At 46.2% G+C, this 16,062-nt stretch carries 13 protein-coding genes; 5 read left to right on the top strand and 8 right to left on the bottom strand.

Translation table 11 applies throughout. The features are described from left to right. Nucleotides 1-166: 166 nt before the first annotated feature. Together NIT79A3_RS06470 and NIT79A3_RS06465 are read right to left on the bottom strand one after the other, a co-directional pair. A complete protein-coding gene (locus NIT79A3_RS06470; protein ID WP_013965411.1) occupies nucleotides 167-2,368 on the bottom strand; it encodes a UvrD-helicase domain-containing protein in 2,202 nt (733 codons plus the stop codon). 149 nt (nucleotides 2,369-2,517) lie between these two features. Next, entirely contained in the window at nucleotides 2,518-3,387 is an 870-nt protein-coding gene (locus NIT79A3_RS06465; RefSeq protein ID WP_013965410.1) for a phosphoribulokinase, read from the bottom strand. Nucleotides 3,388-3,722: 335 nt separating this feature from the next. Between NIT79A3_RS06465 and NIT79A3_RS06460 the strand changes: the two genes are divergently transcribed. The 4 genes from NIT79A3_RS06460 to NIT79A3_RS06445 all read left to right on the top strand — a co-directional run bounded on the left by NIT79A3_RS06460 (nucleotide 3,723) and on the right by NIT79A3_RS06445 (nucleotide 6,209). Then, nucleotides 3,723-4,244, top strand: a complete 522-nt coding sequence (locus NIT79A3_RS06460; RefSeq protein WP_013965409.1) for a hypothetical protein — start codon at nucleotides 3,723-3,725, stop codon at nucleotides 4,242-4,244. A 15-nt stretch (nucleotides 4,245-4,259) separates the two neighbouring features. After that, a complete protein-coding gene (locus tag NIT79A3_RS06455) occupies nucleotides 4,260-4,802 on the top strand; it encodes a glycine zipper family protein (protein WP_013965408.1) in 543 nt (180 codons plus the stop codon). A gap of 459 nt (nucleotides 4,803-5,261) precedes the next feature. Beyond that, nucleotides 5,262-5,786 (top strand): hypothetical protein, encoded by a 525-nt coding sequence (locus tag NIT79A3_RS06450; RefSeq protein WP_013965407.1) that lies wholly within the window; start codon nucleotides 5,262-5,264, stop codon nucleotides 5,784-5,786. A gap of 60 nt (nucleotides 5,787-5,846) precedes the next feature. Further along, complete coding sequence (locus tag NIT79A3_RS06445) at nucleotides 5,847-6,209, top strand: exosortase system-associated protein, TIGR04073 family (protein ID WP_013965406.1); 363 nt, start codon at nucleotides 5,847-5,849, stop codon at nucleotides 6,207-6,209. A gap of 80 nt (nucleotides 6,210-6,289) precedes the next feature. Here NIT79A3_RS06445 and NIT79A3_RS06440 read toward each other — a convergent pair whose 3' ends face one another. The 4 genes from NIT79A3_RS06440 to NIT79A3_RS06425 form a co-directional block, all read right to left on the bottom strand. Beyond that, nucleotides 6,290-7,489, bottom strand: a complete 1,200-nt coding sequence (locus NIT79A3_RS06440) for a hypothetical protein (RefSeq protein WP_041360205.1) — start codon at nucleotides 7,487-7,489, stop codon at nucleotides 6,290-6,292. Continuing rightward, on the bottom strand, nucleotides 7,486-8,340 hold the full coding sequence (locus NIT79A3_RS06435) for a phosphate/phosphite/phosphonate ABC transporter substrate-binding protein (protein WP_013965404.1): 855 nt from the start codon (nucleotides 8,338-8,340) through the stop codon (nucleotides 7,486-7,488). The genes NIT79A3_RS06440 and NIT79A3_RS06435 overlap by 4 nt, the downstream gene beginning before the upstream one ends. Before the next feature lie 11 nt (nucleotides 8,341-8,351). Beyond that, nucleotides 8,352-9,470, bottom strand: coding sequence for an acyl-CoA dehydrogenase family protein (locus NIT79A3_RS06430; protein ID WP_013965403.1), 1,119 nt, complete (start codon nucleotides 9,468-9,470; stop codon nucleotides 8,352-8,354). A 103-nt stretch (nucleotides 9,471-9,573) separates the two neighbouring features. Next, nucleotides 9,574-10,023 (bottom strand): hypothetical protein, encoded by a 450-nt coding sequence (locus NIT79A3_RS06425; protein ID WP_013965402.1) that lies wholly within the window; start codon nucleotides 10,021-10,023, stop codon nucleotides 9,574-9,576. 380 nt (nucleotides 10,024-10,403) lie between these two features. Between NIT79A3_RS06425 and NIT79A3_RS06420 the strand changes: the two genes are divergently transcribed. Beyond that, a complete protein-coding gene (locus NIT79A3_RS06420) occupies nucleotides 10,404-11,795 on the top strand; it encodes an alkaline phosphatase PhoX (RefSeq protein WP_013965401.1) in 1,392 nt (463 codons plus the stop codon). A gap of 216 nt (nucleotides 11,796-12,011) precedes the next feature. Here NIT79A3_RS06420 and NIT79A3_RS06415 read toward each other — a convergent pair whose 3' ends face one another. Next, a complete protein-coding gene (locus tag NIT79A3_RS06415) occupies nucleotides 12,012-14,603 on the bottom strand; it encodes an EAL domain-containing protein (RefSeq protein ID WP_013965400.1) in 2,592 nt (863 codons plus the stop codon). A 1,175-nt stretch (nucleotides 14,604-15,778) separates the two neighbouring features. Beyond that, entirely contained in the window at nucleotides 15,779-16,057 is a 279-nt protein-coding gene (locus NIT79A3_RS06410; RefSeq protein WP_013965399.1) for a hypothetical protein, read from the bottom strand. Nucleotides 16,058-16,062: the final 5 nt, after the last annotated feature.

Genomic DNA, 16,062 nt, shown 5'->3' with positions numbered 1-16,062 from the left:
CATTTTTCAAACTTACTCCAAGACAACGCGTGAATTCCTTAAGAAAATGCTGATTACGTTAACTATTTCGGTAACTATGGCCGAAAGCAAAAGTGGGATACCCATCTTTTGGCGCTACTTGCCGGCAAACAGCGGGGAACCGTTACCCCCCACCAGCACCATCACGCTAAACCGCAGTTAACTTTGCATACTCGAGCAATAACCATTTTATTCCGGCATGATCAAAATTAACTTGGACACGTGCTTCGCTACCGCTCCCTTCACAATTGATAATGACACCTCCTCCAAACTTGGCATGCAAAACGTTCTGCCCGATTCTCCATGGATTGCTGGAAAATTTTTGCTGGCTGTAAGTTGCAGTTCTTGGAATAGCTGTCATGGTCTGCTTGCCGGCACCCGAATAGTATGGTTTCTGATCAATTCGAGGCGTTGATTGCAACCATTTCAAGCAACCCTCTGGAATCTCATTCAGGAAACGCGATGCGATGTTATAGCGAGTCTGGCCATGCAACATGCGGCTTTGTGCAAAACTTAAATATAACCTGCGGCGCGCGCGTGTCATCGCCACGTACATCAGACGCCTTTCTTCCGCAATACCATTGATCTCATTCAAGCTGTTTTCATGCGGAAAAAGCCCTTCTTCCAAGCCACTCAAAAATACGCTATGAAACTCCAAGCCTTTGGCGGCATGCACAGTCATTAACTGCAAGGCATCCTGGCCGCTGCCCGCCTGGTGTTCACCGGCTTCCAGTGAGGCATGCGCGAGAAATTCTGCAAGGCTGTCGTCTTCGGCTTCGTGCACAAAACTGGTTGCCGCATTAATCAGTTCATTCAGATTTTCCAGTCTTTCCGCACTTTCTCGCTCTTTGGCATAATGCACTAGCAACTCGCTGTGCGTCAGCATGTTTTCAACAATTTGAGGCAATGGTATGCTGCTGCAGCTTTGACGCATCATCACGATCAACTGGACAAATCCTGCAATGCCTTTTAAAGATTTGGGCGATTCTTGCATGACGGCTGCTTCACCGCCGCATTTCTGCAATGCCGTGGCCCACAAACTGCCGCCTTGCAATTTCGCATCATCCAGCAATTGCTCCAGACTGCGCGCACCAATCCCGCGTGCCGGGAAATTAATCACGCGCAATAGCGCGCTATCGTCGTCAGGATTGGCAATCAAGCGCAAGTAAGCCAACGCATGCTTGATTTCCTGGCGATCAAAGAAACGCATACCGCCGTAAACACGGTACGATATGGCGGCATTAAACAAACTGTGTTCCAAAACCCTGGATTGCGCATTGGAGCGATAGAGCAATGCCATCTCAGACAAGGCAATGCCTTCCGCATGCAAGGTTTTGACTTCTTCAACGATAAATGCAGCTTCATCGAAATCATTCGGTGCATTGTAAACACGCAGTAGCTCGCCCTTGCCTTCGGCGGTCCAAAGATTCTTCCCTAGGCGTTCGCTATTGTTTTCAATCAGTGCGTTGGCAGCATCAAGAATATTGCCGTGCGAGCGGTAATTTTGTTCCAGCTTAATCACTTTGGAGATACCGAAATCACGTTCAAATTCTCGCATATTGCCAGAATAGGCGCCGCGAAATGCATAAATGCTTTGATCGTCATCACCGACCACAAAGACTGCCGCGACATTTTGGGTTCCGGCGCCAGCCAGCAATTTGAGCCATTTGTACTGCAATGGATTGGTATCCTGAAATTCATCCACCAGGATATGACTAAAACGTTCCTGATAATGCTTACACAGAATCTCATTGCGGCTCAGCAATTCGTAACTGCGCAGCAACAATTCAGGGAAATCCACCGCACCTTCCTTGTTACATTGCTGCTCATAAGCTTGATAAAATTCAAGCATGCGGCGGGAAAAAGCATCATCAGCTACAACATAGGCAGCGCGTAATCCAGCTTCTTTGGCATTATTGATAAACCATTGCACCTGGCGCGGCGGGAATTTTTTATCGTCGACCGACAAACTTTTCAGGATACGCTTAACTAAAGCCAGTTGATCAGCGGAATCCAGAATCTGAAATGTTTGCACCAATCCGGCATCCTGATGATGCGTACGCAACATGCGATGACACAACCCATGAAATGTCCCAATCCACATACCGCGTGTATTAATCGGCAGCATGGCGGTAATGCGGGTCAGCATTTCCTTGGCAGCTTTATTGGTGAAAGTCACGGCCAGAATACCGTGCGGACTTGCTTGCCCTGATTGGATCAAATAAACGATACGTGTCGTCAACACGCGTGTTTTTCCACTGCCAGCGCCGGCCAGCACCAATACCGATTGATGCGGTAGCGTAATGGCTTCCAGCTGCTGTGGATTCAGATCTGTTAATAAGGAAGTCATGTAACGATTTTAACCAAGTCTTCCAGGATCATACTGAAACAAATTGTATGAAATGGATTCTGACTCACACTGATTAATTCAGAATCCGTTAGGGGAATATTCGCATCCTCTCGTGATTCATGAATTAACCGGAGATCAGCTGGAAATTGCTACGCTTTGCTTTTTTTAACAATTTCCAAAATCAATGGAGTCAATATGAGTTCTATCGCCATGCCCATTTTTCCACCAGGAACAACAATGGTATTAGGACGGGACATAAATGAATCATGAATCATATTCAGTAAAAAAGGAAAGTCTGCTTTTACCGGATCCCTAAAACGAATCACCACAAAACTCTCATCCAATGTTGGAATTTCACGTGCGATAAATGGATTGGAAGTGTCAACAGTAGGCACACGCTGAAAGTTGATATGGGTGCGTGAAAACTGTGGCGTAATGTAATGCACATAGTCATGCATACGGCGCAGAATGGTGTGCGTTACCGCTTCTGCCGAATATCCGCGGGCATTGGTATCACGAAATATTTTCTGAATCCATTCCAGATTAACGATCGGTACCACGCCGACTAGCAAATCCACGTACTTAGCCACATCTGCCGTATCGCTTTTTGCACCGCCGTGCAGTCCTTCATAAAACAGCAAATCGGAACCGGGCGGGATAGGTGACCAGGGAGTAAATGTACCTGCTTTCTGTTTCCAGGGTTCCGCTTCTTCATCATTATGCAAATACAAACGTGTCTGGCCACTGCCACTTGCACCATATTCCTTGAACAAGGCTTCCAGTTTCTCAAATTCATTGGCTTCCGGACCAAAATGGCTGATCGCACGTCCGTTATTTTTTTCCGATTCTGCCACGGCTTGCTTCATTGATTCACGATCATAACGATGAAAACTATCACCTTCTACGATCGCAGCTTTCAAATGCTCACGGCGAAAAATATGTTCAAAGCTGGATTTTACCGTTGAGGTGCCTGCACCTGAAGATCCGGTAACGGCGATAACCGGGTGTTTTTGCGACATTTTAATATTCTCCTAAAAAATATAACATTTAAGTTCACCGGACCAAGTAAAAGTCATCGACGGCAATTCTGTATTAATATGATACTTCTTTCTTTTCATATTTGGCAGCGGTGATCAATTTGTATTCAGCACTGTTCAGATTGAAAGCGATACGATATCGGGGTCTTATTGGAACTTATAAAATTTAAATCATGTCAGATTGGTTGATTGCATACATAGCATGCGTATTGTATACCAAGACCACACATAAATTGTCTTTGGCATTTGCATAAGTCAGAAGAAAATTAAAAGACTGCTATCACTTGATGATTGGATTGTTTTAGGAAAAAATTCGTATGAAAAGTATCAAATGGCCATTGCTCTCAATTTCATTGCTCGCAATAGTGCTCAATAATTCTGTATTGGCTGAAGGAGATGGTGGTGGTGATAGCGGCGGGGATAGCGGTGGCGATTATGATGGCGACGGCCACCATGACGGCGATGGCCATCACCACCATAACCATAATCATCTTATTCTCGGCATTGGTGGCGGCTATTACGATCCCTGGTTTTGGGGTGGTTACGGTTACTACAATCCGGGATTCTTGGGAAATTACTATGGTCCGGGTTTTTATAGTCCTTATGGCTACCGCGCGTACGGTTATGCAGATCCTTTTTTCAGGCCGTATTATACCTATCCACCCGTTGTTACAGCTCCTTCGCGGCCGCCTGTCTATATACAGCAGCCGGAATCCAAACTCGCACAACCGAAAACCAACTACTGGTACTATTGCCAAAACCCGCAAGGATATTATCCGCATATTAAAGAATGTCCGGGCGGATGGACACAGGTCGCCCCTCAACCCTATGCACAATGATGAAGCGAGAACACCATGAAAGTAATTAAACGAATATTGATAGTAATAATGCTTTGTATATTAGCGGCGTGCGTCAGTTTGCCAAACGGGCCTAGCGTTATGACATTGCCAGGTGCCGGCAAAAGTTTTGACCAATTTCGCCATGATGATTACGACTGCCGTCGCTACGCGTACGAACAAGTGGGCGGCATCACGCCCCGGCAAGCATCGCAATCTAGCGGTATAGAAAGCGCTGCCATTGGCGCCGGACTGGGCGCTGCTGCTGGCGCAGCGATCGCAGGAGGAGGTGGCGCGGCAATCGGTGCCGGTACCGGCCTTTTGGCCGGCGGATTAGTCGGATCGGGCACTGCCAGCGGTTCCGCATACGTCAATCAACAGCGCTACGACATCAGTTACATTCAATGCATGTATGCCAAAGGTCATCGCGTACCAGTATCCGGCAGAATCACCAATGACCCGCCACCTGCAAGTGGCAATAGAGGAATTTCATCTCCGCCAGCAAACTTTAATCCGCCACCACCTCCGCCAGGTAATCCACCGCCTCCACCTCCGCGATAATTTATCATTCACCCGGATATTGCATGAATTCGCACGATGATCACGCATGATATTGGTTTCACAAGGGATTTTTCGAAGAAGCTGTGTAGTTACTCATACACCTGACTGAGACAAATTCCTTGTGGAATCAAGAGACAAGTGAGGGCGTGTGCAATTCATGCAATATCCGGGTTAGCTTGTTACTCGTTCCGGATAACAAGCCAACGAAGAAGCGGCACCGTATATGTTAACTTTGCTTACGATCTCTGGGCTAAAGTCTGAAAATTATTCAATACGCTAGGCACCTTCATCGACTGGCTTATCAAACAGCCAATAACTCAGTATCATATTAAGCTAGAATATGCAGTAGAACAGGATCAGTGATTCATCAGCAATCAATGTTATTCAGGATAACAGCTGAGATTTTGGTTACCCATAAACTACAACTGGATTTTAAGATAAAAACATAGGAGTAAAACTGTGCATCCGATTGTACCTATTATCATGGCACTTGGTGCCATTCTCTTTCTTGCAGGAATAGCCGTTCAAATTCGGCTTGGTTCGCAGCGTATTAACATAATAAAACTACGCGGAAAGGAATATAAAGTTTGGTTTTTTGTAGTGATTACTGTGGTCACAGGTGTGGCGTTAATTATGCTATCGGTTTTGATACCGAAATATATGCCTTATCAGCCTGATTCAGCATCTCAATCATCGCAACCCGTACTATCCAGCAACTTGAAATATGAACTGGATTCCGCTTTATCCAGTATGGATCTTAATAACGATACCATAATGAATGCCATCAGCCGGTTCCAGGTGGAATACCAGGAAGCATCGCAAAGAGGTGAGAAAAACACTATGGATTTGCTCATTCTGGAAATGGCCTATCGGATCAGAACCGAACTGCAGAAGAAGGACTACCCGGAAAACAAGATCGAACGTGAAGTAGAACGAATTATCGGCATTCTGAAGCAACCTGCTAAGCCGGGAAACGGAAAATAAAGAAATTACTCGATATTTCTGTAAAAATAATCACTTTATTAATTACTTAAGGAATTTACTATGAAGAAAATGATTCAAGCACTGTTGATGTTATCCGTCCTATTTTTAGCAGTTCCCAATTTAGCACTTGCAGATGAATATCCTGATAAGGCTCTAGAGAAACTGGGAACTGGCCTTGCTAATGCTGTGACTGGGGTCGTTGAAATACCTAAAACGATAATGATCATCGGCAATAGAGATGGCGTCGTCCATGGAATGACTGTCGGATTCATTAAAGGTATTGCCTATACTGTTGGCCGTTCATTGAGTGGCGCTTTCGATATCGCAACATTCCTTGTACCAACCACATCTATTGTCAAGCCTACCCATATTTGGGATGATTTCAACCGGGAAACAACCTTCGTTGAAGCAAAAATGCGCTAATGGATTTTTTCTCTGCATCATGACTGTGATTACTTAGCCGTCATTGCAATACAATAACAGAGACGCATCTATTCAAATCATTACATAAAATTACGCGTATGCAAGGCAGAGAGTGATTGCGCTCTCTGCCCATCAAAACCAATCTTACGCAAACGCCGCACACGCCCCTGCCCCATATCGGCAATCAGTATTTGCACTTTTCCCCAGCCGGCACGCAGCGCCTCGGGTTGCCATGAACCGGCAGCTAACAATACTAGAGAATCAAATACTTCTTCGTTAAGACCGGCAGTATGAGCCAGCGTATCATGACGGCGTTCAATGGCTGCTGCCAAGCGTTCCAGCAATGCCGGATCTTCTTTCACATGCTGCGTAAGATGGGCAACACCAAACGCAACGTGACGGGCTTCGTCCTGAGCAACCAGCCGCGCTATCTCGCCTGTCACCGGGTCTGGCGCGTGTTGATGCAGAAACTGCAATAATGATAAAAAACTGCCTTCGCCAAGCACCGAGAGTAGCATCGCCGATAATGCAAAATCCGTTTCATCAATCAACGTCTTAAGGGATGCCTGGCCACCGGCCGTGGATAAGCCCAGCTTCGATCTGCGCAACAGCGCTCGCCGGGTAAATACTTCGATGTGACGCGCTTCATCAGCCGCTTGGATCGCCAGTAACTGCATCACTTCGCGGAAATGCGGGTGTATTTGCGCGGCAAATCTGGCTGGAACAACTAGTGCCGCTGTCTCGTTCTCGATAAGGTACGTCATCACTTGCACGACTGCATCCTCAATTTCATCGTGCAACACAAATGGCTCATCCCACGGAATCGCTGTAGCAGGATTCCACTGCGCAGCAGCAGCCTGAGCATATAATCGCGCAGCTTCCTCCGCCCAGACTTCCGCACGCCTGTCGAGGGGAAAATCAAAAGCCGGCGCACCGGCTTCAACCGTCGCGCTTCGGCCTGCCAAACCCCAGTTGGCATGCGCTTGGATTTGCGGAGTGGCGGCCTCACCAGTCGGCTCTGCACCACGCCAGCGCCCATCTTCAGCGCCGCCACGGTATAGCACTGCGACCGGACCACCTGTGATTTGTGAAATTTCGATGTCGTGACCTTGCGCGCGGCACCAGCCGCGTAAATGAATGGCTAGTTCCGGTGCATTGCCATACACCGCAACCGGTGCATGCACCGGCACTGTGCGCAATGCACGTTTTATCAACAAATGCCCACCCTGATCCAACCCCAGCCCGCCGAGCTCGACGCGGCACATACCCTCCTCGATCATGGGCAAGACTTGCTTACGCTAGCAACAAATGCATCGATAGTTTTGAATCGATTGGCAGCTCTGGCCAATAATGCATATTTCTCAGTGCGTCCCGGCCTCCATTGTTTCAATCCTTCGAGATCCAGCAAAGGCCTGACTTGCGGATCATCGTACGACATTGACATCAAGAGAGTACAAAATTGCGCCACAGCCGCTTCGGGCGCATCATCCAGCACGGTAAAATTGCAATGATCATATTCACCAGTCTGTGCAAGAATGCGTGTGCTATTCGATGGCAGCGTACCTTCGCGGGAAAATAACAAATGATTGCCGTCGATCATACAGGCCGCATCGACTGCTCCCTCAATTAATGCTTTGGCGGCATGACGTTCACCCCCAATATGGTCGCCGTGTTTACCAACCAGCACATCAAACAGGCGCACCGCAAAATCTTTTTCCGGCTCAAGACCCGCCTCTGCCAAATGCAATAGCGGGATCAATGTCGCCTGCGGTGAGTCGGAGGCACCCACGGCAACGGTCTTGCCCCGCAAATCCTCAATCGACCGGATCGGCGAATCATTACGCACAATGATCACACTGGTGAGATCGCAATCGCTATCGCGCATGGCAATTGCTTTGACTGTGCGACCGGTTTGAACAGCAATGCGTTCGGTCTGCAACCATGCCAGCGGAGAATTCCATGCAACGTGAAAATGCCCGGCAAAATGCCCTTCCACTTGCCGTTCATAGTTTGAATACAGAATGTAATCAAAATCAAAATTATGCTGCGCAAACCACTTTTGAAAACCATCCCAAATGGTGACAACCTTCGGGTCGTATGCAACTGCTCCCAGTAATAAAGTCGCTGACATGCTGTGTTCTCTCAAAATACCGGCAGACCGCAGATAGCCTTGCCGATGAAATCATACAATTGATCGGTTGTCGGTGCCATCACGGTACCGGCGCGCGCATCGCGAAACCGGCGTTCCACACCAACTTCACGTCGAAACGAGGCACCACCGCAAACACGCATCGCCGTATCCAATACCTGAGTAGCGGATTCGCCGGAAGCGGCTTTGCATTCCAATACGCGCAACATCACATCTTCGCGATTTGTCTCCAACGCATGCAGCGTATCGAGCCACAGACAGCGCGCCTGGTCGGTAGCAATCCGCATCCGCGCAAGATACGCCCGGATAGTCGGCAGCTCAGACAATGACGAATCAAGATATTCATAGCGCGTCCCCATCACGTGATTACACGCAGCCGCCGTCGCACCCTCCATCAATCCGATTCCAGTGGCGGCTGTTAGCACATTGAACAATGGCAGCACCGTCTCGAGCATAATCGCAAGACCCTGGCCATCCCCGCCCAGCATGGCATGGACTGGGATTAAAACATTTTCTGCAGTAACCGGAGTGGAATCATTACCACGTAGACCGAGACCATCAAAACCACCCGCTATCGAAATCCCGCTGCTGTCACTCGGCACCAGCCAAAGGGTACTGGCGCCTTCGGCGGCGATGGGTTTGCTCGACCATACATACAAAGTCGCATGGTGCGCCGACGTCACCCAATTCTTTCTTGCGTTTAAACAGATCCCGTTCTGATCACGCCTTGCTGTGCTCACCGGCGCCCAAAAGTGGCTACGCGATCCCGCTTCGGAAAATGCCAATGTAGCCAGATGATTGCCTTGCGCGAGCTGCTTGCGTACCGCTTCAGCACCATACTTTTCTATGACAGCAGTTGCCGTATAATGCATACAGGTTACCATTGCCGTCGATGCGCATTCCCGTGCGAGACACTCAACCACCAGCGCGGCAGCGCGCGGACCTTGTCCCAGTCCGCCTACGCTTTTTGCACTGATCAATCCCAGCATACCGGTATCACGCAAAGCATCGATCGCCGCCTGCGGAAATGCGCCTGTTTGATCTACCTCGGTTGCGTTCTTCGCTACTATCTCTGTCGCGATTTTTTCTACACTTTCTAAATAGTCGGCCATGAATTTTTATCGATGTGGTGATTGCACCCAAACGGGTGCTAAAGTGTTGAGTTGATTCTTACAAGAAGCTACTTACAACAGGCACGACAGCCAAATCAAAAATTTAAATTGATCCGCCAAAACTTGCAGGCGGGGAATCCGCTGCAAGGCATTCTTTGAATGCATATCCATTTGTTCCCTCAGTTAATCCATTACTTTCAACGAGCACAAAACTGACGCATTCTTTCTCTTTAAAAGAATATCTATATTTATCAGGCTGCGCCATGTCCGGCAAAGCTATTTCATAAAACAAAGCATTCTGGACCCACCAGCGGCCTGATTCCGTAAAACTCTTTACCGTATCATCCGGTTCTGTAAAACTGAATTCAATCATATACGTGCCATCAGCATTTCTCGTTTGCGTCCAGCTTTTTATCGTGCCACCTTCTTCGGTATATTCGCCTTTCCACACCCCGATCAATTTGACGTCAAAAAATGGACTTTGATCACCCGCTGTGATTGAGTTGCAACCGGGTAAACCAATCACCAAAAGTATCAAAAAAACCAGTCTCATTACTTTTCCTTTTATTACTGTTAGCCCAGGCATTTTGATTGAGTTAATGTGAAGAAGAAATTATCGCATTTTTTCAATCCTACATTATCCTTATCAGTGAGTAGCGCGGAAATTTGCGCTGGTCTGCCTGCGTTTCTTTCCACCTTATCATCCGATTCATATTTTCAGATAGACACGTAATAGCGCTGCAATAGAGCCGTCATATTCGGCTTCTATAATCATTCCCGTACTGTAAAGCCATACTCGGTTGTATGCCGGGAACCGGAAAATCCAGGATCTGCAAGGGTAACCAGAAGAAATTTATGACTGCAGATAGCCAGACTGCCTGTACATACCATCGTATAAAAGCAATCTTTGTGCATTACTTTCAGGAGATTCATATGTTCAAGAAAAAAACACTCGCTTTTCTCGTTTCCGGCGCGCTCATAACCATGTCCGGAACCATGCAAGCCACTGCTGCGAGCACCGGGTTTGATAATTTTACTGCCTTATCTAGCAACGTTGCTGCTGGTTCTTTACCGGAATCCAGTCCATTTCAACTCGCTAATCCAAGTTGGACGCAAGTATCCATCGCCAATCGCACCAACCAGTTGACCCAAGGTCAAGCCAATAGCGGCAACTGGGACATGATTGCTGCTAACGAGACCGGAGCCGATGCAGGCCGTTACCTGTTTATGCCATTTGAAACAGGCACTGCAGGTGTTCAGCGCATTGATTTGCTGAATCCCGATTATAATACTCGCACCGTAACCCTCGTTGCACCGGGTACACAAGATTTCGTTTCAGGAGATGCCTCTCGCTGGACACCCTGGGGCAGTCTCCTGACAGCCGAGGAATCGTGGGGTGCTGGCAGCACTAAAGGCCGTCTGTTCGAACTGACCAATCCTGTTACTGCAACAGGCACAGGCGATTCAAATTTCGTGCAACGCTCTGTCATTCCGCATGTATCACACGAAGGCCTGGCGTTCGACACTAACAATAACTTTTACTTCATCGACGAGGTAAACGGCGGCGGCATCTACAAGTACGTCTCAGCCAATCCGAATGCAACCAACGGCGACGATTATTTTGCCGCCGGTCAAACTTTCGTGATGCAGGTCAACGGTGGTGGTAATGCCAATGCGACAGGCGCTATCACCTGGACTCCGATCACCGATGCCAACGGCGGCGCGTTAGCAGGCGTTTCCGTTCTCAACAGCGACGGCAGCATTGATGGCCGCTTGTCTGCCGACAATGCTTTAGGAACCGACTACCAGCGTCCGGAAGATCTGGAGATAGAAACACTGGCTAATGGTGACCAGATCTTGTACGTTGCAACGACTACCACGGACGAAATTTATTCCTTTAATCTTGGTAGCAACACCGCGAGTTTATTTGTCAATTCATCGACTCTCGATCAAGCCACAGGTCTCGGCGTAGGGGGAACATTTCATAATCCAGACAATCTGGCTATTGATGCTGAGGGTAACATATACATCGTTGAGGACCAACCTGGCGGTCAAGCCGACATTTGGTTTGCCACGGATGCCAATAATGATGGCGTAGCCGAATCAATCGGCCGTTGGGCTTCCATGTCCACCTTGGGTGCTGAACCAACGGGGCTTTATTTTGACAAATTCAACCCTAACGTAGCCTATGTCAATGTTCAGCATCCCCTGAGTGGTGATGACCGTACAATCATGATCTCCGTTCCTGAGCCCGAAACCTACGCCATGCTCTTGGCCGGTTTAGGTTTGATTGGTGTTTCTGCTCGCCGCAGAAAATTCCGCTAAATAAGTAATTCAATTACTTAGAACTATGCCAAAACGGGAGCCTCGGCTCCCGTTTCTATCTGGCTTGCAATCAGCAAGTCTTATGCTAAAATTATACTCAATAGTTACTTAAGATACAGTAAGTTATACACACGAAAATACTTTTTTTATTTTCATGTCGATGTAACATAAACGTTATATTATCTAAATTGAAATGAGCAAAGATAATTGCAATAATTAAACATGTATATTCTTTTTCTGCAAAAGCTGCTCAAAACTCTCAATTGGCAATGGTTTACCAAATAAATACCCTTGATAAGCATGGCAGCCCGATTTTGCAAGAAAATCGCGCTGAGCTTCAGTTTCCACGCCCTCAGCAATTACGCTAAGATCAAGGTTCTGCGCTAATACAATGATAGCTTTTGCAATAGAAGCGTCATTATGGTCTGTCAAAACATCGCGCACAAAAGATCGGTCGATCTTCAACTGATCCAGTGGCAGACGCTTCAAGTAAGATAGAGAGGAAAATCCGGTGCCGAAATCATCCAGCGAGAAACCCACACCTTCGGCTCTCAATGCAAACATCTTCTTAATAATTTCGTCTACATTAGAAATCAACAAACTTTCGGTCAGTTCTAATTTTAGTCGTCGCGGATTGGCGCCAGTATTCTTTAGTATTGCAAGAACCTGACCCACGAAGTCTTCCTGATGGAACTGGCGTGCGCTGACATTCACTGAAATGGTGAGATGGGCCATCTTAGGTTGGTTTGCCCATGTGCTCAGTTGATAGCAGGCGGTTTCTAATACCCGATGCCCCAAAGGCAGAATCAATCCGGTCTCTTCGGCCAGCGGAATAAATTCAGCAGGTGATACTATGCCGTATTTGGGATGCTGCCAACGCACTAATGCTTCGGCTCCCAACAGAAACATATCGCTATTCATCTGAGCCTGGTAATAAAGTAAGAACTGATTCTTATTAATTCCTTCCTGGAAATCTTTCTCAAATGTGGCTCGTTTTAACGCGATAGCCTCCATCTCCTGATCAAAGAAATGGAAAGTGTTGCGCCCCATTTCCTTTGATTTGTACATGGCAAGATCAGCTTGTTTCATGAGGTCCTCAATAGAAGACTGAAGGCCATTAAACAAGGTTACGCCAATACTTGCAGTGCTATGGTGTGAAATAGTATCGAGCTGATATGTTTGATTCAGCGTTGTAAGAATTTTTTTACAAACATTACCGACATGAATTGCAGAATCACTTTCATTCTCATTCAGATTCGTTAGCAACATAATAAATTCATCTCCTCCAAGACGCGCTACAGTATCTCCAGCGCGAACACATGTAATGAGACGCTGCGCAACCTGCTTTAGAAGCAGATCGCCCTTATTATGGCCAAGTGTATCATTGAGTGATTTGAAATTATCGAGATCAATAAATAATAATGCACCATGATTGTTACTACGAATATTTGCTAACATGGCCTGAGTTATACGTTCATTCAGAAGAAATCGATTAGGTAAGTCCGTTAGTTGATCAAAAAAAGCCAGCTTCTGGATCTTTTTTTCTGCATTTTTATGTTCAGTAATATCAGAATGCATAGCGACGTAGTGAGTAACAGCTCCGTCACTTCCTTTTACTGCAGAAATTGTTAGCCATTTTGGATAAACTTCACCATTCTTGCGTCGATCCCAAATTTCTCCCTGCCAGCCACCAGTTCTTTTGATGACCTTCCACATTTCACGATAAAAATCATTGTTGTGGCGGCCAGATTGGAGAATGCGTGGAGTTTTACCGATAACTTCTTCAGAAGTGTAACCTGTACTTTTTGTAAATGCCTGATTAACACGTAGAATATTACTTCTGACATCAGTAATCATCATTGCTTCTTGAGATTCAAAACAAATTGCAGCAATACATAATTTTTCTTCAGCTTCTTTTCGTTCATTCTCATGGATATACAGCTTTCTTTGCATATCTAGTAAATCTGCGAGTACGCTATTTTCCATGCCAGATAAGACTGGTATGCTAGTATTAAAATCACCTTGACCAATTCTGCGTATTAACGCATGAATTTCTTTTGCGGAACTCCCCAATGTTATCGACAGTGACACATAGAATCGCCAGAGAATGATAGTTGTGCTTAGAGTAACTGTAATAAATATGATCCGAAATATTAAGGCATTATCTCTTGCAGAATCGATGGCAGTTTGTGTACGTATTCTTACTAATTTATAAGATTCGTTGATAGGTGCCATGATCATTGCTTTGACTTGATGATAATTTTCGTCATGCAGCATTTGCATCGCTTTGGCCCGAGCGAATTCCATATCAGAATAACTAGCGGTCTCAATCAATCTCATGGCATTAAGTTCTAATTCAGCTAAGTTATCCGAATGGATCTTGGCTTCATGCATTTTTTCAAACTCATTGTCAACAAAACTTGTCTGTCGCATAAGATCCAATAATGAGATTGCTTGTCCATTTTCAACACGTCGCAATTGGCTATTTGCTGTTACCAGGTCCCAGTAAATAAACGAATACTCTGCTGGCCTAGGTTGTTTACCATCACGTATATCCAGTATGTCCTGAAAGTACCCTTTAAAACGTAAGTCACTTGTCGCAACATATGTTCTAGCCATCCGAGTCAAATCATCTGAGGTGCGACGCAATTCATCTGTCAATTGAAAGGAGATAAGACGCTGATTATTCGCACGATCAACCAACCTCTCAGAATTGACATAGAAATAAAAGGAAACATAAAGTAACAAGAACATGGCTATCACAAACCAAATCTTTTTAAGAAAAACTAATTTGTTTCTTAAATCCATGTTTTCTCTGTTTACCATGTTAGTTTGACTATCATTTTTGTAATCGCTTTTTATCTATTCAATAACTGAGGAAATCCATATGGTACAATTCAACGGCAGATTTATTGTTATCTTTCGTACAGTTATTAACAGAACTCCAAGGCGACTGCGCCGAAAAAACGGGTAGGGTAGAGAACAGGTTCTCGTCTCCCCTCCCTCATCAAACCGTACATGCGCTATTAACGCACACGACTTTCCGATGCTCTTAACGCCAAAGCATGCACATTTGCACGATCTAAGTTGACTAGCGCGGCTGAAGATGTCGCACCTGCGTTCAATCATCGAGCGCGGAACAGCAGGCTTTACTTGTTAGGCCTGTATAGAGCGTCCTCTGCAGCGTCCCGATCACATCCCAGGGTGGTTAGCAACATGGCAATCCCCTGGATCCTCCACTCTTCGGTTGCATGAACAAAGCAGGATTCCTTCCCTCGTCCGGGGTACTGGGCAATATATCTTCGATAACATGCCGACCCTGCTACCCCGGGAGTTAATGAGCGTAACTTCCGTTATCAGCACCCATCCAACGGCCTTCCCCTTCTGACCACAGGACCGGCTCCCTCAATTCGTTTACGAGGCCATGTGTAGGTTCACTTGCGTTACGGCCTGCTCTCTTGCTGTGTGAAAACTTACGACGCCGCTTCCTTATGCTACCGGGGCGAACGGACAACTCTCCGGACGCGACTTCAACCCGCCAGATTAATGCTGTTACTGTGAACGGTCAGATTGCCGCAATCACGGCTGTACATGGATTCACCATAGCGACGTGAGATACTGCGCCTTTTGTTGCCACCGGAGTACCTGTCATCAATCCTTGACAAGAACGATCTTAGGTATTTGTGTTAATGGCAGTTATCAAAGGAGCATCGTTATGCGAAAACGAGATAAAATGCGGGATTGACTGTGTCAAGGCGAAAAATGAAAAACAATGATGGAAAAACAACTTCCTAGATTCTGTTAAGAAGAATTAACAACAGTTTGTTTATTTTTCTTACACTTAAAGCGGATATGTTTATGAGGAGTTTAGCTTAAATTTGCTGATTATTGCTTGAAGATGGTTACACACAACACTACTTCACTTAAACCACCTAAGCCGATTACACCGGCTTAGGTTAGTTACAACAGTGTTTCTTCAAATACTAGCTGCACTTTCCTGTTTCTGAACCATCAGCTTTAGTTTCTGTGCCGTCTTCTTTCACACAAGAATTCTGGCAAACACCTGATTTCTTACATGCTTTACCGGCTGGAAGGCTCTTTTTCTCAATACAGGTTCCTTCAACCAGATAGCAAACTTGGTTAGCTGCACAGGCAGTTTTGCCATCTTTTTCGGTCTCCAGACTACAACCCGCAAAAGCCTGATTTGTTGCGAAAACCATTGCAATAACTAATATCAACGCATTAACTGTTCTTTTAAACATATTTT

The sequence above is a fragment of the Nitrosomonas sp. Is79A3 genome (genome assembly GCF_000219585.1).
In the GTDB taxonomy this organism is placed as follows: Bacteria; Pseudomonadota; Gammaproteobacteria; order Burkholderiales; family Nitrosomonadaceae; genus Nitrosomonas.
The sequence above is the reverse complement of the archived record's forward strand: the minus strand, read 5'-3'. Positions and strand labels throughout refer to the sequence as shown.

What these genes read in the sequence shown, in the direction of transcription:
- NIT79A3_RS06470 (WP_013965411.1), bottom strand. Translation starts at nt 2,368, where the DNA reads ATGACTTCCTTATTAACAGATCTGAATCCACAGCAGCTGGAAGCCATT.
- NIT79A3_RS06465 (WP_013965410.1), bottom strand. Translation starts at nt 3,387, where the DNA reads ATGTCGCAAAAACACCCGGTTATCGCCGTTACCGGATCTTCAGGTGCA.
- NIT79A3_RS06460 (WP_013965409.1), top strand. Translation starts at nt 3,723, where the DNA reads ATGAAAAGTATCAAATGGCCATTGCTCTCAATTTCATTGCTCGCAATA.
- NIT79A3_RS06455 (WP_013965408.1), top strand. Translation starts at nt 4,260, where the DNA reads ATGAAAGTAATTAAACGAATATTGATAGTAATAATGCTTTGTATATTA.
- NIT79A3_RS06445 (WP_013965406.1), top strand. Translation starts at nt 5,847, where the DNA reads ATGAAGAAAATGATTCAAGCACTGTTGATGTTATCCGTCCTATTTTTA.
- NIT79A3_RS06440 (WP_041360205.1), bottom strand. Translation starts at nt 7,489, where the DNA reads ATGATCGAGGAGGGTATGTGCCGCGTCGAGCTCGGCGGGCTGGGGTTG.
- NIT79A3_RS06435 (WP_013965404.1), bottom strand. Translation starts at nt 8,340, where the DNA reads ATGTCAGCGACTTTATTACTGGGAGCAGTTGCATACGACCCGAAGGTT.
- NIT79A3_RS06430 (WP_013965403.1), bottom strand. Translation starts at nt 9,470, where the DNA reads ATGGCCGACTATTTAGAAAGTGTAGAAAAAATCGCGACAGAGATAGTA.
- NIT79A3_RS06425 (WP_013965402.1), bottom strand. Translation starts at nt 10,023, where the DNA reads ATGAGACTGGTTTTTTTGATACTTTTGGTGATTGGTTTACCCGGTTGC.
- NIT79A3_RS06420 (WP_013965401.1), top strand. Translation starts at nt 10,404, where the DNA reads ATGTTCAAGAAAAAAACACTCGCTTTTCTCGTTTCCGGCGCGCTCATA.
- NIT79A3_RS06415 (WP_013965400.1), bottom strand. Translation starts at nt 14,603, where the DNA reads ATGGATTTAAGAAACAAATTAGTTTTTCTTAAAAAGATTTGGTTTGTG.
- NIT79A3_RS06410 (WP_013965399.1), bottom strand. Translation starts at nt 16,057, where the DNA reads ATGTTTAAAAGAACAGTTAATGCGTTGATATTAGTTATTGCAATGGTT.